The following is an 18,289-nucleotide window of genomic DNA, read 5'->3' as shown; positions in this document are numbered from 1 at the left end:
CTCCATTCATAGTGGGGTTCGATTGAACCCCGGTTATAAGCCTCCGAGCGATAGCGGTATCGCTCGGGGGCTTTTCGCATTTCTGACGAGCGACTGCACTAGTCGTCGTGTTCGTCGATACTGCCGTAGTGGTCTTCACGCGGTTAAATGAGTCTAGTGTGCAGTAGCGTGCACGAGACGATGGACGACGCTCAACTCACCGACCTTTTTCGAACAGTTCGGCCTCTCAGCGAAGGGGATTGACATGTATCTCGCCACCCTCGAATGAGGGGAGGCGACGGCCGCGACGATTGGACGATGCGGACGTGTCGAAACGTTATGTCTACAGTCTAAGCGATGACCTTGAGGAGCGGGAGGTTCGTTCGAGTGAACGATCACGTGGTCCCGACGACGATTCGTGCAAATCCGCCAAAGGGGGTTCTTCTTCGGTTAGACGAGCAACTTGAGCAGATGCGTCCAGCACTTGAGGAGCGGTGTTTTCGGCGACACAGTCGACGGAGGAGGATTTCGAGGTCATCAAGCCGCAGATGACCGTGTTCAAACGCGTCGAGCAGTTGATCGACCGTGCGACGCCTAAGGTGACGGTAGCGGTCCCGGCGGATCGGCTGAAGAGCGTTGCGGACGCGTTACGGTCGGCGGTCTGTCGTGGCGTTCTGGTGGTGTTGCTCGTCACAGACGTTGCGCTGTGGTGGATTCCTGGACGTATCGGGGATGGTGTCGGTGGCACGTGCGTGGTCACACGCGATGCCGATGATGGTGACGGCGGATTCGGAGTCGGGATTGATCGCGTCGTCGGGGGCGATGAGCGCGGCGATGCCGGGCCCGCTGCCGATATGTCCGATCATCGAGTGTTTTTGTGTCCGAGTTGCGGACAATCCTGTATGTCTTCCGCCGGTCGCTGTCCGGGATACTCACGCGTCGTGCCGCGCTCGCAGGACTCGTTCTGCTCTGCACCGGTGCCCTCCTTCTGGCCTTGGGTTCGCACGTCTCATACCCGGTCGAGCGACGACTCGCGTGCTTGGCGTCGACGCGTTCATCCTCACGGGCATGGTCAACTTGGTCGCGGGGACGGTTCTGCTCGCCGGCGAACTCACCGACCGGGCGTAACGTCGAGATGAACTCTGACACGTCAGTAGTCGGCGTCGTTTCATCGGTGCGTGTCCCGCCACGTCCAGCACGCGTCGGTCCGAGCGACGGCCGTCCGTGAAACGGCACGAAACCCGTGTCTCGGTTGCGTACCCCGCCACATCTTTCAAAGGGAGTCGACGTGATGTGGTGCGTATGCAACAGGAACAGTGGTCCTCGCGCTTCGGATTCCTCGTGGCGTCTATCGGGGCGGCCGTCGGCCTCGGGAACATCTGGCGGTTCTCGGCGGTGGTCGGTCAGAATGGCGGCGGGGCCTATCTCGTCCCGTACTTCATCGCGGCGTTCGTCTTCGGGGTCCCGTTGATGATTCTGGAGATGAGCGTCGGCCGCGACCTGAAGGCGGACGTCGTCTCGGCATTCAGACGCATCCGCAAGGAGTACGCGGTCGTCGGCTGGCTGGTTGGCGGCACAGTCCTCGTGGTGTTGAGTTACTACCTCGTCATCACCGGATGGGTGTTCTCCTTCCTGTTGTTCACGGTGTTCGGCGTCGAGACGACGTTCGCGGGGTTCACCTCGACGCTCCAGCCGATTCTCGCGTTCGTTCTCTGTACGGTGGTCGTCGGCGCCATCGTCTCCTTTGGCGTCCAGCGGGGCATCGAGCGCATCGCGAAGGTGTTCATCCCGTTCGTCTTCCTCGTCCTCCTCGGCCTCGTGGTGTACGCGGCGACGCTCCCCGGGTTCTCGCGGGGTCTCTCCTTCTTCCTGACGCCGAAGTTCTCGGTGCTCTCGAACCCGCTCGTCTGGAGCGCGGCGTTCGGACAGGTGTTCTTCTCGCTCTCCGTCGGGCAGGGCATCATGCTCACCTACGGGAGCTATCTGGACGAAGCGACGAACATTCCGAAGTCGACGCTCCTCATCGCCGTCGCGGACCTTGGTGTCGCGATGCTCTCGGGGCTCGTCATCTTCCCGCTCGTCTTCTCGTTCGGCCTCCAGCCGGCGATGGGGACGGAGCTCGCGTTCACGACGCTCCCGACGGCGTTCGACGCCATCGGCGGCATCCTCGGGACGCTCGTCGGCGTTGCGTTCTTCGGCGCGCTCTTCGTCGCCGCCATCACGCCGTCGGTGTCGATGATGGAGGTCGGCGTTGCGTCGCTGACGCGGACGACGACCCTCTCCCGGAAGCGCGCGAGCGTCGCGGTGACGGCGTTCATCCTCCTGCTCGGCCTCCCGTCCGCGCTCAGTTATAGCTCGGTCGGCTTGCAGGTTTTCGGCCAGCCGTTCCTCGACCTGCTGGATGACTCGGTGGGGACGCTCGGCCTCCCCGTGACGGCCATCCTCATCGCCGTCGTCTTCACGTGGATTCAGGACCGCGAGTCCGTCCAGCGCCAACTCGGCGACGGCGTCGTCCTCCCCATCGTGAAGTACGTGGTTCCGTCCGTCCTCCTCGCGGTGACGGCGCTTCGCCTCACTGCGGGCGTTGATTTCGCGGCGTGGCGCCGCCTCCCCGGAAGCGGATTCGTGGGGACGCCCCTCCAGTCGGGTGTGACGCTCGCGGTGCTCGCGCTCGTCGCCGTCGGCGGCTGGCTGGTGCTCCGCTACCTCCCGCGGCGTCGCCGCCGTCGCCGGAGTGACTCCCAATCGTAACTCCGGGCCCCCGCCCGCTGCCGTCCGCGCTACTCCGTGCGGACGGTGAGGACGGGCAGGTCGGTGGAGCGGACGACGCGGTCGGTCGTGCTGCCGACGAGGAAGCGCTCGAGGCTCTGCCGGCCGTGTGCGCCCATCGCGACGAAGTCGACGTCGTGGTCGTCAATGTACGTCCGGACGACGTCCACTGGCGTCCCGGGTTCAACGGCGGTCACGACGTCCTCGATGCCGGCGTCGCGCGCCCGCTCCGCGGCGTCTGCGACGATTTTCTCGCCGGCCTGCTGGAGCACATCGACGTTGAACGCGGTCTGGACGTCGGGGGCGACGGCGGTGAGGTCAACGACGTGGAGGAGGTGGAGCGTCGCGCCATACGCCAGCGCGAAGTCGGTCGCGGCGTCAAGCGCGGCAGTCGCGGCGTCGCTCCCGTCCGTCGGGACGAGGACGTTCTCGTAGGGTGGTGCCGTCTCGGTGCCCCCGGGGCCGCCGACAGTAAGGACGGGGACATCGGCGCCACGGACGACGCGCTCGGTGACACTCCCGACGAGTAGTCGGTCGAGGCCGGCGCGGCCGTGCGTGCCCATGACGACGACGTCGGCGTCGTAGTCGTCGACGGCGTCGAGAATCTCCGTGAAGGGGGTGCCCTCCCGGAGTTCGGTTTCGACGGCCACGCCGCGCTCGATGGCCTGCCGCTCGATGCGTCCGACGGCGTCGCGGCCGCGGCGCTGGAGCGTCGTGCGCGCTTGTTCGTTCTGCGCGAACTGCGCGTCGACGACGTAGAGGACGTGCAGCGTCGCGTCGTGGCGCGCGGCGTACTCGACGGCGTGCGGGACGGCGAGTTCGGAGCCTCGACTGCCGTCGGTCGGGATGAGGACGTGGTCGGTCACGGTTCAGTCGCGTGCTTTCTCGCGCACCGTCTTCGGGAATTCGGGGAGGGTGACGTCGGTGTCGGGTTCGAGCATCACGACGAGGCCGCGCCGGTCGTCGAGGAAGACGTGGTGGGCGCTCCCGCGCTCGTAGCCGGCGACGAGGTGGTCGGCGTCGCCGAGATGGAAGTAGACGCCTTCCGCGTTCTGCTTGCTGAACGAGGCGAGCGAACGGTGGATGACGTAGTCGAGCTGGTTGCCCTTGAGGTCCTGCTGGAGGTCTTTCCGGACGTGGTAGACGTCGTAGTCGTAGCTCTTGGCGTCGAAGGCGGCGAACCAGCGCAGGTCGTCGCCGTACTCGTCGCTGAGATAGTCGTCGAGAGTCGCGAACTCCTCCTTCCACATACCCGTGGAGACGACGCGGCCCGGCAAAAGGGCTGTGGGGACTCAGACGACGGTGGCGACGAGGACGACGGCGACGAGGAGCGCGAGCAGGGCGACGCTCGCGCCGACTGCCGCCGGGTTCGCCATCCATCTGCGCGCTCGCTCGACGCCCGGCTGCTCGCCGGCGACGACCCAGCGCGCGCCGGTCGCAATCGCGGCTTCGAGTGCGTGAATCGCCGCGTCGACGCGCGCGGCCCCGGCGGTGGCGACGGCGAGGAGGTGCGGGCCGGCCCGGCGATAGACGACGTCGAGGTCGGGAACTGGTGTGACGTGCGAGAGGGGTTTCCGGACGAGCGCGAACGCGACGAGGCCGACGAGGAGGACGGCACCCGCCTTCGTGAACTGCTTCTGTGCGAACGGTTTCGCGTACGCGACGGCGGCGTCGGGGAGGAAGCTGAACAGGAGTCCCGGCATGACGCCGAGTGCGAGACAGCCGACGGCGAGCAGTCCCATCGACGCCGCGTGTGCGGACGAGAGGTCTCGGCGCTCTCCGGCGCTGTCATCCCCGTGAAGGAAGGCGTAGTAGCCGAACTTCGCGAACGAAACGACGGTGCCGACGCTCCCGGCGAGGAGCGCCCACCAGAGGACGTCGAGGTGGGCTTTCTGGACGGCGTCGAGCACCATGCCCTTGCTGACGAAGCCGTTGAAGCCGGGGACGCCGGTGATGGAGAGGGCGGCGACGGCGAACGCGGCGGCGGTGAGCGGCATCGCCCGCCAGTCCGTCCCGAGTTTCTTCAGGTTCTCGGTGCCGGTGCGCTGGACGAGGACGCCGGCAACCATGAAGAGGAGGCTCTTGTAGAGGACGTTGTTGACGAGGTGGGCGACGCCGGCGGCCGTCGCGAACGCGGAGCCGAGGCCGAAGCCGACGACGACGTAGCCGACCTGCGAGACGATGTGGTAGCTGAGGAGGCGGCGCATGTCCGTCTGGAGGACGGCGAACGTCACGCCGACGAGCACCATCGCGACGCCGACGTAGACGAGTGCGGGACGGCCCGTCGGGAACGCGCGGACGAGCGTCACGGCGCCGACTTTGGTGGTGACGGCGGCGAGGACGACGCTCGTGGCGACGTGCGCCTTCGGGTAGGCGTCGACGAGCCAGACGTGCATGCCGACGAAACCGACGTTGAGGCCGACGCCGAGCGCGACGAGGAGCGCGGGGAGTCCGCCGGTGATGCCGTCGCCGTAGACGAACGTTCCGGCCTGCGCGTAGTGGAGGAGGACGCCCGCGATGAGCGCGAGGCCGCCGAGTTCGTGGTAGAGACCGTAGCGGAAGCCGGCCGCGCGGTCGCTGCTGTGGTGCCAGATGAGCACCGTCGCGAACAGCGCCATCAGCTCCCAGCAGAGGATGAGGGTGAGCCAGTCGCCGGCGAACGCCGCGCCGGCGCCCGCGCCGAGGTAGGCGACGGCGAGCGCGGACTGGCGGGTGTTGGCGCCGCTCGCGTAACTGTAGCCGAGCGCGGCGGCGCCGACGACGCCGAGCGCCATCCCCAGCAGCCGAGCGACGGGCGTGACGTCGAGGAGAACGGCGTCGAAGCCGAGCAGGGTCGCCGGGAGCGCGGGCCCGAGCGGGAGCACGCTCGTCCAGCCGACGGTGGCGAGCAGGCCGATTGCGCCGAGCGCGTGCCCGAGCCTGCGCGGGAGGACGGCGACGAGGAGCGCGACAGCGAAGAACGCTACTGCGGGCGGGAGGGCGGTGAGCACGCTCATGCGCCCAGTACCTCCGTGACGACGCGCTCGGCGAGGCCGAAGAACGGCAACTCGGTGGGGACGACGCCGAACGCGACGGCGAAGCCGACGGCGGCGACGAGCGGACCGAGGAGGAGCCACGTCGTCTCGTTTCGCCACGTCCGGTGTTCCCAGAGCTTGCCGGGTTCGGGGCCGCCCACCGTCGAGGGGTCGCGGTCGCGCTGCGCGTCGGTGGCCTCGCTGAAGACGACGGAGGTGACGATGGGCCAGAAGAAGACGAGTTTCAGGAGGCTGGCGACGAGGACGGCGCCGGCGAGGAGGAGGCGGCCGTCGCCGAGCAGGCCGACGAGCAGGTACCACTTGCTGACGAAGCCGGCGAGTAGCGGGAAGCCGACGAGGCCGGCGGCCGCGACGCCGAAGAGCGCGGCGGTGAGTGGGAGTCGGCGGCTAATCCCACGGAGTGGCTTGATGTATTCGACGTGCGTCTCGACGTAGATGATGCCGGCGCAGAAGAACAGGGAGAGCTTCATGAAGGCGTGTGCGGCGATGTGGAGGAGCGCGCCAAAGACGGCGTCGGGGACGAGGACGGCGACGCCGAGGACGATGTAGGAGAGTTGGCTGACCGTCGAGTAGGCGAGGCCGCGCTTGAAGCGCTCCTGACGGATGGCGAGCAACGCGGCGAGTAGGGTGGTGGCGGCGGCGAGCGCGGCGAGCGCGCCGCTCAGTCCGAGTGTCCGGACGAGTTCGGGGCCGAAGACGAAGAGGACGACGCGTGCGAGGCCGAAGACGCCGCTCTTGACGACGGCGACGGCGTGGAGGAGCGAGGAGACGGGGGTGGGTGCGACCATCGCGTCCGGGAGCCAGACGTAGAAGGGGATGACGGCGGCCTTGACGCCGAACCCGCCGACGAGGAGGGCGAACGCGGTGTTCACGAGGAGGGGGTCGGCGCCGGTGAGCGCGGCGATGCCGCCCGGCGTGAACGCGAGCGACCCGGCGAGCGCGTAGACGAGGAGACAGCCGGCGAGGACGGCCGTCCCGCCGAGGAGGCCGAACGCGACGTAGCGCCGGCCGACGCGTTTCGCCTCCGCGCTCCCCTTGTGGACGACGAGCGGGTAGGTCGCGAGCGTGAGGAGTTCGTACCAGACGAAGAGGACGAGGAGGTTGCCGGCGAAGGCGACGCCCATCGTGACGGCGATGCTGGCGGCGAAGCTCGCGAAGTAGCGCGTCTGATGGGATTCGTCGAGCGCGCGGACGTAGCCGATGCTGTAGATAGTGGCGACGGGCCAGAGCAGGCTCGCGAGCAGGGCGAAGAGCAGCGCGAGCCCGTCCGCGCGGAGCGCGAGCGGGACCCCGGCGACGAACGGCGCGAGCGTGAGCGTGAACGTCTCGCCGGCGAGGACGGCGGGCACCATGCTCGCGACGACGCCGAGCAGCCCGAGGCTCGCGAGGACGCTGACGGCCTCGCGGGCGTTCGGGCGCTCCGCGAGCGCGAAGATGCCGAGTGCGGCGAGCGCGGGCAGGCAGACGGCGAGGAGCGGGCGCAGCGACTCCATCTACGGGAACACCTCCAGTGCGGGGCCGACGAGGCGGAGCACGTAGTGTGCCCCAATTCCGAGGCCGACCGTCGCGGCGGCGGCGACGACGGGGCCGACCCACGCGCCGACCGGCAGCGGGTCGGCCGGCGCGGACTCGCCCTTCTCCACGCCGTAGTCCGTCCCGCCGTCGGTCGCGTGGTGCCCACTCGCGTCGTCGTGGCCCGGTTTCGCGCTGTCCGACGCGGGGAAGAAGAGCCGTCGGACGAGTGGGCCGAAGTAGGCGAGCGAGAGGAACGTACTGAGGAGGACGACGGCGAGGAGCGCCCACGCACCCTGTTGGAGGGCGCCGACGGCGACGTACCACTTACCGACGAAGCCGACGGTCGGCGGGAAGCCGACCATGCCGAGCGCGAGGACGGCGACGGCGCCGCCGAGCAGTGGCTCGCGCCGACCGAGGCCGTCGTAGGCCTCCAGCGTCGTCGCGCCGTGGCGTTCGGCGAGTGCGCCGGCGGCGAGGAACAACCCGCCCTTCATGACGGCGTGCCCGAGGAGGTGGATGACGGCGCCCCGGACGGCAATTTCGCTCGCGAGGCCGACGCCGGCGACGACGAGGCCGAGCTGGGCGACGGTGGAGTAGGCGAGGAGGCGTTTGAGCTTGTGCTGGCGGAACGCGGCGACGCCGCCGACGAGGACGCTGAGCACGCCGGCGGCGACGAGCGCCGCGCGGAAAACTGGGTTCGCGAGGAGGAACGCGGGCGTGTAGACGGACGCGAGCAGGCGGACGAGTGCGTAGACGGCGGCGGTCGTCACGAGGCCGGAGAGGAGGACGCTGACGGACGCGGGCGCTTTCGAGTGGGCATCCGGGAGCCAGGTGTGCGCGGGGACGAGCGCGATTTTCACGGCGAGGCCGACGAGCGCGAACCCGAAGCCGGCGACGACGAGCGGGTCACTGTAACCGGCCTTGGCGAGGTAGGCAGCGAGCGCGGCGAAGTTCAGCGTGCCGGTGGCGGCGTAGGCGTAGGCGACGCCGAGGAGGTAGAGCGTCGCGCCGACGGTGCCCACGAGGAGGTAGCGGAACGCGGCGAGCGCGGCGGCCCCGCCCGAGGAGCGCGCGACGAGCGCGTAGGCGGCGATACCCGCTATCTCGAGGAAGACGTAGAGGTTGAACAGGTCGCCGGTGACGGCGATGCCGCTGAGGCCGGCGACGAGCAGGAGGCCGAGGGCGCGCGCGGCGGCGTCCCGCGGGCCGTGGACGCGCGTATAGGTGTGTGCGCCGAGGCCGACGACGGCGACGAGCAGGACGACGGCGGCGCCGAGGCCGTCGACGACGAGTTCGATGCCGTAGGAGGGCGGGAAGCCGCCGAGCGCGTAGCGCACGGGGCCACTGCTGAGGACGCGACTCGTGACGAGGGCAGCGAGGCCGACCTGCAGGAGGTACGCACCGGTGGCGAGCGGGCCGGCGAGTCGGCTCGCCCACCGTTCGACGAGCGGGAGCGCCACCGCGAGCACGACGGGCGTGACGACGAGCGCGACGAGCGGCTGGAACTCACTCATCGGCGAGCACCTCCCGGAGTTCGGACTCGGAGACGGTGCCGTAGGCGGCGTAGACGCGTACGACGAGCGCGAGCGCGAGCGCGCTCAGGCTCACCCCGACGACGATGGCCGTCAGGACGAGCGCCTGCGGCAGTGGGTTCACCGCGGGTCCGGGGCCGCCGAGCGGGAACCCCCCGCCAGTCCGGTAGCCGACGAGGAGGAAGACGAGCAGGACGCCGGTCTGGAAGACGTTGAGGCCGACGACCTTCTTCACGAGGTGGTCGTCGTCCACGACGACGAAGAGGCCGACGGCGACGAGGACGGCGGCGACGACGTAGCCGAGGCGCCCCGCGAACGGCCCGAGGACGTCCACCATTAGTGCGCACCTCCGTCGCGTGCTTCGCGGTTCTCGCGCTGCTCGCTTCCGTTGCTCTCCTCGCCCGTCTCGGGCCGCCCGTAGTGGCCGGCGACGGCGAGCAGGAGCGCTATCACGGTCGCGGCGACGGTGACGCCGATGCCGAGTTCGGCGGCCTCGACGCCGTAGACGTGGGCCTTCTTCAGCGGGTAGGCGCCGAAGTCGAGGAACGGCGCGCCGAGGAGGACGGCGCCCGTCCCCAGGAGGACGAACCCGAAGACGCCGACCGTCGCGGTGGCGAGGACGTCCGCTTCGGGGAGCCAGTCGGCGACCTGGTCGAGGCCGAACGCGAACGCGAGCGTCACGACGGTCGCACCGACGACGACGCCGCCCTGGAAGCCGCCGCCGATTGACGCCGTCCCGTGGAACATCGTGAAGAGGCCGAGCGTGAGGACGAACGGGACGAGCAGGCGGACCGAGCGCGTCACGACGATGCTTTCGCGCCGGTCGTCGTCGCTCGCGCTCACGGCGACCACCCCGCCGAGCGGGCGACGAGCAGGGTCGCGAGGCCGGCGGCGAAGACGACGACCACCTCGCCGAAGGTATCGAACCCACGGTAGGCGGCGATGATGGCGGTGACGACGTTCGCGACGCCGAGGTCGGGGCCGGCGTGTTCGAGGTAGTAGGGTGCGACGCGGCGGAACGCGGGCGCGTCCGGGTCGCCGACCGCCGGGAACGCCGGTACCGTCGCGAGGAGCGCGACGAGGACCATGCCGGCGGCGAGCGCCGACGAGGGTGCGACGTCCCCGAGGCGGCGGAGTGCGCCGACGCGACCCCGATAGCGCTCGAGACCGCCGACGCGTGCGAGGACGGCGAGGAAGAGCGCGGTGGTGATGCCGGCGCCCACGGCGGCCTCGGTGAGCGCGACGTCGGGCGCGCCGAAGACCGTCCAGAGGACGGCGAGCACGAGGCTGTACGCGCTGAAGACGACGACGGCGTCGAAGGCGTCGCGGAGGGCCGCGGTGGCGAGCGCGACGGCGAGCAGGAGCGCGAACAGTAGCGGAACGAGCGCGCTCGGCGTCACGTCGCATCCCCCTCCGTCTCGTCCGCCTCGCCGGCCGTGGGGACGTCGTCGAGGTGGGCGGCGCGGACGATGGCGTGCGCGGCGACGGGGTTCGCGACGAGAACGAACGCCGTCAGGAGCACGACTTTGAACAGCGCGACGCCGGAGTCGAGTGTGAATCCGAGTGCGAGCGCACCCGCGGCGAGGCCGAGGCCGGTGCCGAGCGTGTCGCTCTTCGAGGTGGCGTGGGCGCGCGCGTAGACGTCCGGGAGGCGGACGACGCCGACGGCGGCGACGAGCGTGAAGAAGACGCTCCCGAGGCCGAGGAGCGCGACGAGAGCGACGCCGAGCGTGCTCGTCATCGCGTCACCCCGCGCTCGCCGGTGAAGCGCGCGACGCCGAGGCTCAACAGGAAGTTCAACAGCGCGTAGACGATGGCGACGTCGAGCAGGCCCGGCTCCTTGAAGGCGGCGGCGAGGAGGACGACGACCACGACGACGGTCGTCCCGACGGCGTTGATGGCGACGACGCGGTCGTAGACGGTGGGGCCGGCAACGCCGCGCGCGAGGAAGACGAACGCGAGGCCGAGCAGCGCCGCGGCGGTGGCGACGAGCACGGTTTCGAGCGCCGTCACGCCCGCCCGCCCTCCTCGGGTGCCTTGCTCGTGAATATCCGGTGGACGCGGCGCGCGAGCCGGCCGTCCTCGAGGTCGCTCGCGGCGGCCTCGGTGAGCGCGTGGACGTAGTAGTCGTCGCCCCGGACGTCGAGGATGACGGTACCGGGGGTGAGCGTCACGCAGTTCGCGAAGAACGCGCGCTCCACGTCGTCCTCGGTGTCGACCTCGACGTCGAGGACGCGCGGCGATATCGGGAGCGACGGCGAGAGGACGACGCCGGCGAGCGCGACGTTCGCCTTCAGGATTTCCCAGCAGAGGACGGGGAGGAAGGCGACGGTCCGGCCGAGTCTGCGGAGCGTCTGCCAGCTGACACCGTTGCGGAGCGCGACGCGCCGGAGGAGGACGGCCGTTACTGCGGCGCTCACGACGCCGGTGGCGACGTCGTAAACGCCGGCGAAGCCGCCGAAGGCGAGATACAGGGAGAGCGAGACGGCGAAGACGGCGCCGGCGCGACGCCACCCGCCGTCGTGTCGGAGCGCGATGCGCCCACCGGGCGGCGCGTCCGTCATAGTCGAACCATCCTCAGTCTGTTCGAAGTCGACAGTCGCCTCGGGCATAAGTCGTTCGAGGGATGCCGGGGCGAGGGCGCGCTACTCGGCCGCCTCCTCGTCGGCCATCCAGCGCTGGCCGTAGGAGCGATAGCCGTCGAACTCGCCGCGGGAGATCTCGCGCTCGATCTCCTCGCGTGTCTCGGGGCTGAGGCGGACGAGGTGACAGATGGGGTGCCCGGGGAGCGCGACGGGGTTCTCGAGGACGCCGACGATGAGGCCGGTGAACGGCGCCTCGATGGTGTGCTCCTCGTCCTTGAAGTGGTCGGAGACGGTGCAGATGGGGTCGCCCTCGTGGACGAGCGGGTTCGGCCCCCACTCCATCTCGACGAGGCCGCCGGTGTCGGCACGAATCCAGCGCTTCTCCTCCGTCGGCCCCATCACTTTCCGCCACGCGGGCTCGCGTACCTCGCCGTCGGGATAGACGCCGTAGTCGGCGAGGACGTTCTCGACGCCCTCGAGCGCCTTCTCGATGAGCGCGGGCTGGAAGCGGTGGGCTTTGCCCATCTCGACGGTGATGGTCGGGATGCCGTTCTTGGTGGCGACGGCGCGCAGCGACCCTTCGTCGCCCTCCCCGGAGAGGATGACGTTCGCGCCGAACACCTCCGCGAGGTGCTCGACCTCGGGGGTGCCGACGTCGGCGCGCGCGTGATACATCGTGGTGCGGTTGCGCGTGGAGGTGTGGAAGTCGAGGCCGAGGTCGCACTCGCTGACGAACTGCTCGTAGACGTGGTGGGCCATCCGTTCGGCGGTGTTCGCGCGTTCCTTCCCGGGGAACGAGCGGTTGAGGTCTTGGTCGTAGATGGGGAGATAGCGCTGCTGGGCCTGATAGCCGGGGACGTTGACGACGTGCAGGAGGACGAGCGTGCCGTGAATCTCGCTCGGCGTGTATCGGTCGGCGACCTCCTGGAGGACTTTCACGCCGTTGAGTTCGTCGCCGTGGACGGCGGCGGTCATGAAGACGCGCGGGCCGGCGTGCTCGCCGTTGATGACCGTGACCGGCACCTCGACGGGGTCGCCGAGGTAGGTCTCGCCGACCTCGTAGCGGAACTGGCGTTTCTCGCCGGGGTCGACGTCGGCGTCGTACTGGAAGGCTCGTGGCTCCGCGTCGGACTCGTCCATGTCTCGGGATAGCGCGCTCTCGACATTAGTACCGATGCCCGCTCGGCCGCTTCAGTCCGAACCGATGCGCTCGCGGAGTCGCTCGGCGACGTCCGAGAGGTGCGTCTGGCCGAAGACGGCGACGAGGAGCGCGCCGACGGAGTTGAAGACGAGGTCGCGAACGGTGTCATCGAGGCCGTGCTGGGCGAGCGGCATCGTCACACCGGTCGCGTGCGAGATGACGTCGAGGGCGTACTCGAAGAGCTCCCAGATCGTGGCGAACGCGAGCACGACGACGAAGATGAAGACGAACATGTAGCGCCGGGGGACGCGGACGTCGTCGCTGTGGAGGTCGACGGCGCGCACGACGGCGTAGCCGACGCCGGCGACGAGCGAGGCGGACATCGCGTGCGTGAGGTGGTCCCACCAGCTGATTGCGCCGTAGAGGCCGGCGGAGCCGAGCGTGTGGAGGAAGACGGCGAGCGTAATCCAGAGGCCGAGCCACGGGTCGAGTGGGAGCCGATAGTTACGTTCGAGGAGCGCGGGGAGGGCGGTGACGCAGAGCGCGAGCGCGCCGTTGACGATGGCCTTCGGCTGGCGGGTGAGGAGACCGTAGGCGACGATACCGGCGAGGAGGAGTTGCATCGCGCGCGTGAGTCGCAGCTGGGCGCGCCGCGAGAGTCGCGGGAGGCGAGGGCTCATCGCCGGACCACCCGCGGGACGATGCGCGCGATGACGCGGCGCAACTGCCGGTCGCGCCGCCGGAAGTAGGCGTCGAAGAGGACGCCGGCGGTGACGCCGGCGAGCGTGACGTGGACGAACTCGGCCATGAGCGCGTCGTTCGTGGAGAGGTAGGCGGTGCCGAGCGTGGCGTCGAGCGCCCAGCGCGCCATCGCCCACGCGGCGGCCGCGGCGAGCGTCGTCGCGACGACGAGGGCGACGGCGAACCAGCGGGTGACGCGCAGCGCCGTGAACATGTGGAGTTCGGCGGTCACGGTGAGCGCGAGCGCGGCGACGGCGAGCGAGGTGGCGAACGTTCCGACGGTGCCACCGAAGAGGCCCCGGACGAGTATCGGGAGCGTCGCGAGCACGAGTAACTCCCACGGGAGCATGACCCGCCAGTCGCGGTAGGCGAGCGGCGGGACGAGGACGACGGCGGCGGTGGCGGCGACGAAGAGTATCCAGAGGTGGTCAACGTCGAGCAGGCTCTCCACGAAAGCGAGCGCGAGGACGGCGACGAGCGCCCACGCGACGAGAGCGTTCGTGCGGCCGCTCCGGAAGAGGCGTTCGAGGGCGTCCTCGACGGCATCGTCGAGCGCGCGGGCGTCACTCATCGTTCGTCCCGATAGCTCACCCGCGGCCGCCATAAATGTCCTCACACCGGGACCACGACGCCACCGCCCGAACGCGGCGGCCGGTTGCGGCGGTCAGTCCTCGCGGCGCTCGCCCGTCCGAACGTCGGTCGCTCCCGCGCTGCTCGGCTGGGTCACCCGGTACGGCGCGTCGATGTACCGGACGGACGGCCGGCGGTTGAGCGGCTGGGAGTAGAGCTCCATCAGGTCGTAGATCTCGGCCGGCATCTCCGTCGAGACGTCGAGGCCGAGATCGCGCGCCTCCGCGACGCGAATCGGGTAGTCGTGCGTGAACTGGCCGGTGCTCAGGGTCTCCGCCAACTCCGCGGCGGCCGCGTGCTCGACGCCGCGCGCCTCCAGCAATTCGGAGACGCTCCGCTCGACCTGCGTGAGGGCTTTCTCGGCCATATCGTCGAGGATGAGCGTCTCGTCGTCGACGTCGCTCGGGTCCTTGCGCTCGACGGCGTTCCGAATCGACGCCGCCGCGTACCCGCCGAGTTGCGGGTCAACGGGGCCGAGGACGGCGTTCCGGTCCATCACGACCTCGTCGGCGGTCAGCGCGAGCAGGGTCCCGCCCGACATCGCGTAGTGGGGGACGTAGACCGTCACGTCCGCGGGATGCTCGGCGAGCGCCCACGCGATCTGTTTCGCCGCGAGCACCAATCCTCCGGGTGTGTGGAGGATGATGTCGATGGGGACGTCGTCGTCGGTCTTCCGAATCGCGCGCAACACCGCCTCCGAGTCCTCGATGTCGATGTAGCGACTCAGACTCACGCCCATCATGGAGAGCGCTTCCTGGCGGTGAATCATCGTGATGACGCGTGTGCCCGCCTGCTGCTCGAACGCCTGCAAGCGCTCGGTCCGCTCGCGTTCCTGCTTCGCCCGCCCGTACGCCGGGAGGATGACGGCGACCACGACGAGGAGGACGACGACCGCGACGGTGACGTCCAATAGGAGACTCATGCAGGGCGGACGCGTCGCGGCCCAATAAAGGCCGCCGGCCCTCTCTCACCGATCGTCGCTTCGGGGTGCGAGAAACGAGCGAACTGGTCTCCTTGCCAAAACGCTATCAGGTGCTCGCGGGAACTGTCACGTATGGACGTACTCCTACTCGGTGCGAGCGGTCGAATCGGTCAGCGCGTCGCGGACGAACTGCTCTCGCGTGGCCACCGCGTCACTGGTGTCTCCCGCAGTGGCACCGTCGACGGCATCGACGACGAGGACTTCGTCGCCGTCGAGGGCGACGCCCGCGACCCCGACGACGTCGCGAAACTCGCCACCGGTCACGACGCCGTCGCGTCCACGCTCGGCCCGAGCGGCGAGGAGGAACCCGACGTCCTCCCCGAGATGATGGACGCCGTCATCGAGGGTATGGGTCGGGCGGGCGTCGAGCGCCTCGTCTGGACGGGCGGCGCCGGCGGCCTGAAGGTCGGCCCCGACACCCGCCTCGTCGAGACCGAGGAGTTCCCCGAGGAGTGGGAGGCGCTCGCACGCGAAGCCATCGACGCCTACGACGTCCTCGAAGAGCAAGGCGACGACCTCCGGTGGACCTACCTCGCGCCCGCGGCGATGATCGAACCGGGCGAGCGCACCGGCGAGTACCGCACCGCCGAGGGCGAGCTCGTCGCCGACGAGGAGGGCGAGAGCTACATCTCGATGGAGGACTTCGCCGTCGCTCTCGTCGACGAACTCGAGGAGGACAACGCGATTCACACCTACCTCGGCACCGGCTACTGAACGCCGCGCCGAACGTCGAGCACCCGGTTTTTCTGCGATAAACTGCGCGCGTCGAGCACGGCGCTCGCCCGCTAGCTCTCCTTGGGCGTGAGGCCGCGCCGAATCCCGCGGACGATGGCCTCCAAGTCCTCGGAGTCGGCGTCGACGTCGAGGTCGAGCGAGAGGGCGTGTGGCTGCGTCGCCGGCTCGGAACTGTCCGCGCTTCCGCTTCCGCCGGCAGCGCCCGATGCCTGCTGTGCGACGGCCTGGGCCTGCTCGGCGGCCTCGCGTGCCTCCTCAGCGGCTTCTTTGGCTTCGGACGCCGCCTCTGCGACGGTCTCGACGAGGTCTTCGGCCGATTCGACGTCCTCCAGGTCGGAGAGCTCCTCTGCGACGTCGGTTTCTGCCGCTTCTTCGCCGGCCTCGGCTGCTTCCTCCGCGCCCTCTTCGGCGACTTCTTCGGCTTCGGCGGCTGTCTCCTCGACCTCTTCGACGGCTTCTTCCGCCTCTTCGGCGGCTGTCTCTTCGGCTTCTTCTGCCGCTCCTTCGGCCGCCTCCTCGACTGTCTCCGCGGCCTGCTCGGCGACTTCTTCCGCCTCTTCGGCGGCCTGCTCGGCGGCTTCTTCGCCTTCACCCGCTTCTTCGCCTTCACCCGCTTCCTCTGTCTCCTCACCCTCGCCGGACTCCGCCGCTTCTTCGCCGCCTTCCTCGCCGCCGACGGAGATGGTGATTCCGGGGCCAGAATCGATGTCGATGTGGACGGTTTCCTCGTCCTCGCCCAGCGAAATCGTCCCCCCATCGGTCATCGGCCGCCCGCCGCCGTCCGTTTCGAGGTTCGTATCGTCCGACGATTCCCCATCCGTTTCGATTTGGACGCCCTCGGGGAGGTCGGCGTCCGCCACGTCGACGTCCCGGTCGACGCGAATCGAGGCCCCGGAGTCCCCGTCGACGTCGATGGTGAGGCCGGGTTCGCCGTCGAACGTGATTTCGATTTCGCCGTCATCGCCGACGAGTTCGCGCGTCATCTCCTCGGCGGCCTCCTCGACGTCGTCGGTCGTCCCCTCGGTGGCCTCGGAGAGCGCCTGCTCCGCGAACTCGCTCGAATCGCCAGCCGACACTTCCTCGCCGGATTCCGCCCCCTCCGTGCTGGCTGCTGTCGCGTCCTCGCCAGCGGCCACCGTTTCCTCGGCGGTTTCGGCGGCGGCCTCGCCCGCTTCAGCGGCCGTCTCGCCGACTCCCTCGCTGACCTCCTCCGTGGCGTCCGATGCCGTCGCGGCAATGCCGCGCTCGGCGTACGTGGCGATGTCCTCTATCGTTTCGGCGGCCTCTGCGGCGGTTTCGGCGGCCTGCTCGACGTCCTCGGCCGTCTCCTCGACGACGTCCTGAGCGGTCCGCTCGGCGACCGACTCCGCGGTCTCCTCGGCCGTCTCCTGGGCGATTTCCTCCGCGGCGTCCCGCGCGACGCTGTCGGCGCGACGCTGCGCCGCCTCCTCGGCGACCTCTCGGGCGGCGTCCGCCGCCACGTCGCGCGCGGCTTCCTCGGCGACGTCTCGGGCCACATCGCGGGCCTCCCGCGTCGCGACTTCCTCGGCGACCGATTCGGCGACGTCCCGGGCGGCCGCCTCGGCGGTCTCCTCGACGGCCTCGCTATCGACTGCCTCGGCGACTTCCCGTGCGGTCTCGGCGGCATCCTCCGCCGTCTCGGCGACTTCCTCGACGTCCCCCGCCGTCTCCTCGACGACGCTCTCGGCCGTCTGTTCGGCGACGTCCTCTGCGGTCCGTTCGGCGGCGGTTTCGGCGGCCGTGGTAGCGACGTCCTCGGCGATTTCCTCGGCGACCGCGCGGGCCGTCTGCTCGGCGGCCTCCGTCGCCGCCTCGCGCGCGGTGTCCCGCGCCGTCTCCGCTACCGTCTGCTCGGCCACGTCCTCGATGGTCCGCTCGAGCGTCTCGGCGGCCTCTGGCGACTCCTCGGCCGTCGCCGTGACGTCCTCGGTCGCTTGCTCCGTCGCTTCCACCGCGGTCTCAGCCGTCTCGGCGGCTTCCGACGCCGTCAACTTCGCCTGCTCGACCGCCGACGGGGTCGATTCGGCTTCCGCGGACTCCGTCCCCTCGGTGGTTTCTACTGTGTCTCTGTCCTCGGCCTTGCTCTCCGCGCCGCCCTCGCCTGCCCCGTTCTCCCCCGCAGGGAGGTGATACTGGCCTTCCTCGTCGCGCTCGATGAGGTTGGCCCACTCGTAAAGGTCGAGGAGCGTCCTGATGCCGGTGTCCACGCGGCTCGTGTCGAGGTCTTGGTCGGCGAGGTCGGCGACGACGGGCGCGAGGTCGTCTTCGTCCATCGGGTTCCCGTCGAGGACGCCCCGGACGTCCTCGGTGAGTGCCCAATTGTCGAGCATCTCGCGGGCCCGTTCCTTCGCGGCCTCCTCGTTCCCGTCACGGAGCGCCGTGGCCAGTGCCTCGCCGGCGTCGGTCAGGCGGTGTTTCTGCCGGTGTGGCTCGAGGACGCCGAGCTCCTCCAGAAACCGGGTCTGGCGGCCGACGGCGTCGCTGACGCTCGTTACCTCCTCGACGTCCGTCGTGTACTGTGGCTCGTCGGCGGCCCCTACCTGTCCCCAGCCGGCGATTATCTCCTGAAGCGTGTCGAGGCTGACACCCTTCGGAATGTGGTGTTCGGACATTAGTGGTGGATT

Annotated in this window: 19 protein-coding genes and 1 pseudogene; 3 read left to right on the top strand and 17 right to left on the bottom strand. The window is 69.7% G+C overall.

The window, feature by feature from the left end:
• Window positions 1–527 precede the first annotated feature (527 nt).
• Window positions 528–617: pseudogene (locus tag ACQUS8_RS13145) on the top strand (hypothetical protein); the annotation flags it as partial.
• 9 nt (window positions 618–626) lie between these two features.
• Here ACQUS8_RS13145 and ACQUS8_RS13140 read toward each other — a convergent pair.
• A complete protein-coding gene (locus ACQUS8_RS13140; RefSeq protein ID WP_435101818.1) occupies window positions 627–845 on the bottom strand; it encodes a hypothetical protein in 219 nt (72 codons plus the stop codon).
• 436 nt (window positions 846–1,281) lie between these two features.
• Between ACQUS8_RS13140 and ACQUS8_RS13135 the strand changes: the two genes are divergently transcribed.
• Entirely contained in the window at window positions 1,282–2,730 is a 1,449-nt protein-coding gene (locus tag ACQUS8_RS13135) for a sodium-dependent transporter (protein ID WP_435101781.1), read from the top strand.
• A 29-nt stretch (window positions 2,731–2,759) separates the two neighbouring features.
• Here the strand turns inward: ACQUS8_RS13135 and ACQUS8_RS13130 are convergent, their stop codons facing one another.
• The 15 genes from ACQUS8_RS13130 to ACQUS8_RS13060 form a co-directional block, all read right to left on the bottom strand.
• Window positions 2,760–3,614, bottom strand: a complete 855-nt coding sequence (locus ACQUS8_RS13130) for a universal stress protein (RefSeq protein ID WP_435101779.1) — start codon at window positions 3,612–3,614, stop codon at window positions 2,760–2,762.
• Between the two features lie 3 nt (window positions 3,615–3,617).
• On the bottom strand, window positions 3,618–3,998 hold the full coding sequence (locus tag ACQUS8_RS13125) for a hypothetical protein (protein ID WP_435101777.1): 381 nt from the start codon (window positions 3,996–3,998) through the stop codon (window positions 3,618–3,620).
• Window positions 3,999–4,040: 42 nt separating this feature from the next.
• Window positions 4,041–5,744 carry a proton-conducting transporter transmembrane domain-containing protein gene (locus tag ACQUS8_RS13120; RefSeq protein ID WP_435101775.1) on the bottom strand — a complete coding sequence of 568 codons (1,704 nt, stop codon included), beginning with the start codon at window positions 5,742–5,744 and terminating at the stop codon, window positions 4,041–4,043.
• Entirely contained in the window at window positions 5,741–7,276 is a 1,536-nt protein-coding gene (locus ACQUS8_RS13115; RefSeq protein WP_435101773.1) for a proton-conducting transporter transmembrane domain-containing protein, read from the bottom strand. Before ACQUS8_RS13115 ends, ACQUS8_RS13120 begins: the two co-directional genes overlap by 4 nt.
• Complete coding sequence (locus ACQUS8_RS13110; RefSeq protein WP_435101771.1) at window positions 7,277–8,812, bottom strand: proton-conducting transporter transmembrane domain-containing protein; 1,536 nt, start codon at window positions 8,810–8,812, stop codon at window positions 7,277–7,279.
• Window positions 8,805–9,167, bottom strand: a complete 363-nt coding sequence (locus ACQUS8_RS13105) for a cation:proton antiporter subunit C (RefSeq protein WP_435101769.1) — start codon at window positions 9,165–9,167, stop codon at window positions 8,805–8,807. Before ACQUS8_RS13105 ends, ACQUS8_RS13110 begins: the two co-directional genes overlap by 8 nt.
• Window positions 9,167–9,673, bottom strand: a complete 507-nt coding sequence (locus tag ACQUS8_RS13100) for an MnhB domain-containing protein (protein ID WP_435101767.1) — start codon at window positions 9,671–9,673, stop codon at window positions 9,167–9,169. The genes ACQUS8_RS13105 and ACQUS8_RS13100 overlap by 1 nt, the downstream gene beginning before the upstream one ends.
• Window positions 9,670–10,230, bottom strand: coding sequence for a DUF4040 domain-containing protein (locus ACQUS8_RS13095; RefSeq protein ID WP_435101765.1), 561 nt, complete (start codon window positions 10,228–10,230; stop codon window positions 9,670–9,672). The genes ACQUS8_RS13100 and ACQUS8_RS13095 overlap by 4 nt, the downstream gene beginning before the upstream one ends.
• Window positions 10,227–10,571, bottom strand: coding sequence for a monovalent cation/H(+) antiporter subunit G (mnhG, locus tag ACQUS8_RS13090; protein ID WP_435101763.1), 345 nt, complete (start codon window positions 10,569–10,571; stop codon window positions 10,227–10,229). The genes ACQUS8_RS13095 and mnhG overlap by 4 nt, the downstream gene beginning before the upstream one ends.
• On the bottom strand, window positions 10,568–10,843 hold the full coding sequence (locus ACQUS8_RS13085; RefSeq protein WP_435101761.1) for a monovalent cation/H+ antiporter complex subunit F: 276 nt from the start codon (window positions 10,841–10,843) through the stop codon (window positions 10,568–10,570). The genes mnhG and ACQUS8_RS13085 overlap by 4 nt, the downstream gene beginning before the upstream one ends.
• A complete protein-coding gene (locus ACQUS8_RS13080; protein WP_435101760.1) occupies window positions 10,840–11,394 on the bottom strand; it encodes a Na+/H+ antiporter subunit E in 555 nt (184 codons plus the stop codon). The genes ACQUS8_RS13085 and ACQUS8_RS13080 overlap by 4 nt, the downstream gene beginning before the upstream one ends.
• A gap of 81 nt (window positions 11,395–11,475) precedes the next feature.
• On the bottom strand, window positions 11,476–12,555 hold the full coding sequence (locus ACQUS8_RS13075; RefSeq protein WP_435101758.1) for a succinylglutamate desuccinylase/aspartoacylase family protein: 1,080 nt from the start codon (window positions 12,553–12,555) through the stop codon (window positions 11,476–11,478).
• Window positions 12,556–12,606: 51 nt separating this feature from the next.
• Entirely contained in the window at window positions 12,607–13,236 is a 630-nt protein-coding gene (locus tag ACQUS8_RS13070) for a hypothetical protein (RefSeq protein WP_435101756.1), read from the bottom strand.
• Window positions 13,233–13,868, bottom strand: a complete 636-nt coding sequence (locus tag ACQUS8_RS13065) for a hypothetical protein (protein WP_435101754.1) — start codon at window positions 13,866–13,868, stop codon at window positions 13,233–13,235. Before ACQUS8_RS13065 ends, ACQUS8_RS13070 begins: the two co-directional genes overlap by 4 nt.
• 93 nt (window positions 13,869–13,961) lie before the next feature.
• Window positions 13,962–14,849: an SDH family Clp fold serine proteinase gene (locus ACQUS8_RS13060; protein WP_435101752.1), complete on the bottom strand. Its 888-nt coding sequence runs from the start codon at window positions 14,847–14,849 to the stop codon at window positions 13,962–13,964.
• A gap of 132 nt (window positions 14,850–14,981) precedes the next feature.
• Between ACQUS8_RS13060 and ACQUS8_RS13055 the strand changes: the two genes are divergently transcribed.
• Window positions 14,982–15,623: an NAD(P)-dependent oxidoreductase gene (locus ACQUS8_RS13055; RefSeq protein WP_435101750.1), complete on the top strand. Its 642-nt coding sequence runs from the start codon at window positions 14,982–14,984 to the stop codon at window positions 15,621–15,623.
• Between the two features lie 71 nt (window positions 15,624–15,694).
• Here the strand turns inward: ACQUS8_RS13055 and ACQUS8_RS13050 are convergent, their stop codons facing one another.
• Window positions 15,695–18,277, bottom strand: a complete 2,583-nt coding sequence (locus tag ACQUS8_RS13050; protein ID WP_435101748.1) for a hypothetical protein — start codon at window positions 18,275–18,277, stop codon at window positions 15,695–15,697.
• Window positions 18,278–18,289: the final 12 nt, after the last annotated feature.

Source organism: Halarchaeum sp. P4, from assembly GCF_051195175.1.
Taxonomy (GTDB): Archaea; Halobacteriota; Halobacteria; order Halobacteriales; family Halobacteriaceae; genus Halarchaeum.
This window is presented reverse-complemented; position numbering and strand designations above follow the sequence as displayed.

What these genes read in the sequence shown, in the direction of transcription:
- ACQUS8_RS13105 (WP_435101769.1), bottom strand. Translation starts at nt 9,167, where the DNA reads ATGGTGGACGTCCTCGGGCCGTTCGCGGGGCGCCTCGGCTACGTCGTC.
- ACQUS8_RS13075 (WP_435101758.1), bottom strand. Translation starts at nt 12,555, where the DNA reads ATGGACGAGTCCGACGCGGAGCCACGAGCCTTCCAGTACGACGCCGAC.
- ACQUS8_RS13115 (WP_435101773.1), bottom strand. Translation starts at nt 7,276, where the DNA reads ATGGAGTCGCTGCGCCCGCTCCTCGCCGTCTGCCTGCCCGCGCTCGCC.
- ACQUS8_RS13135 (WP_435101781.1), top strand. Translation starts at nt 1,282, where the DNA reads ATGCAACAGGAACAGTGGTCCTCGCGCTTCGGATTCCTCGTGGCGTCT.
- ACQUS8_RS13055 (WP_435101750.1), top strand. Translation starts at nt 14,982, where the DNA reads ATGGACGTACTCCTACTCGGTGCGAGCGGTCGAATCGGTCAGCGCGTC.
- ACQUS8_RS13080 (WP_435101760.1), bottom strand. Translation starts at nt 11,394, where the DNA reads ATGACGGACGCGCCGCCCGGTGGGCGCATCGCGCTCCGACACGACGGC.
- ACQUS8_RS13060 (WP_435101752.1), bottom strand. Translation starts at nt 14,849, where the DNA reads ATGAGTCTCCTATTGGACGTCACCGTCGCGGTCGTCGTCCTCCTCGTC.
- mnhG (WP_435101763.1), bottom strand. Translation starts at nt 10,571, where the DNA reads ATGACGAGCACGCTCGGCGTCGCTCTCGTCGCGCTCCTCGGCCTCGGG.
- ACQUS8_RS13065 (WP_435101754.1), bottom strand. Translation starts at nt 13,868, where the DNA reads ATGAGTGACGCCCGCGCGCTCGACGATGCCGTCGAGGACGCCCTCGAA.
- ACQUS8_RS13050 (WP_435101748.1), bottom strand. Translation starts at nt 18,277, where the DNA reads ATGTCCGAACACCACATTCCGAAGGGTGTCAGCCTCGACACGCTTCAG.
- ACQUS8_RS13140 (WP_435101818.1), bottom strand. Translation starts at nt 845, where the DNA reads ATGATCGGACATATCGGCAGCGGGCCCGGCATCGCCGCGCTCATCGCC.
- ACQUS8_RS13120 (WP_435101775.1), bottom strand. Translation starts at nt 5,744, where the DNA reads ATGAGCGTGCTCACCGCCCTCCCGCCCGCAGTAGCGTTCTTCGCTGTC.
- ACQUS8_RS13110 (WP_435101771.1), bottom strand. Translation starts at nt 8,812, where the DNA reads ATGAGTGAGTTCCAGCCGCTCGTCGCGCTCGTCGTCACGCCCGTCGTG.
- ACQUS8_RS13125 (WP_435101777.1), bottom strand. Translation starts at nt 3,998, where the DNA reads ATGTGGAAGGAGGAGTTCGCGACTCTCGACGACTATCTCAGCGACGAG.
- ACQUS8_RS13070 (WP_435101756.1), bottom strand. Translation starts at nt 13,236, where the DNA reads ATGAGCCCTCGCCTCCCGCGACTCTCGCGGCGCGCCCAGCTGCGACTC.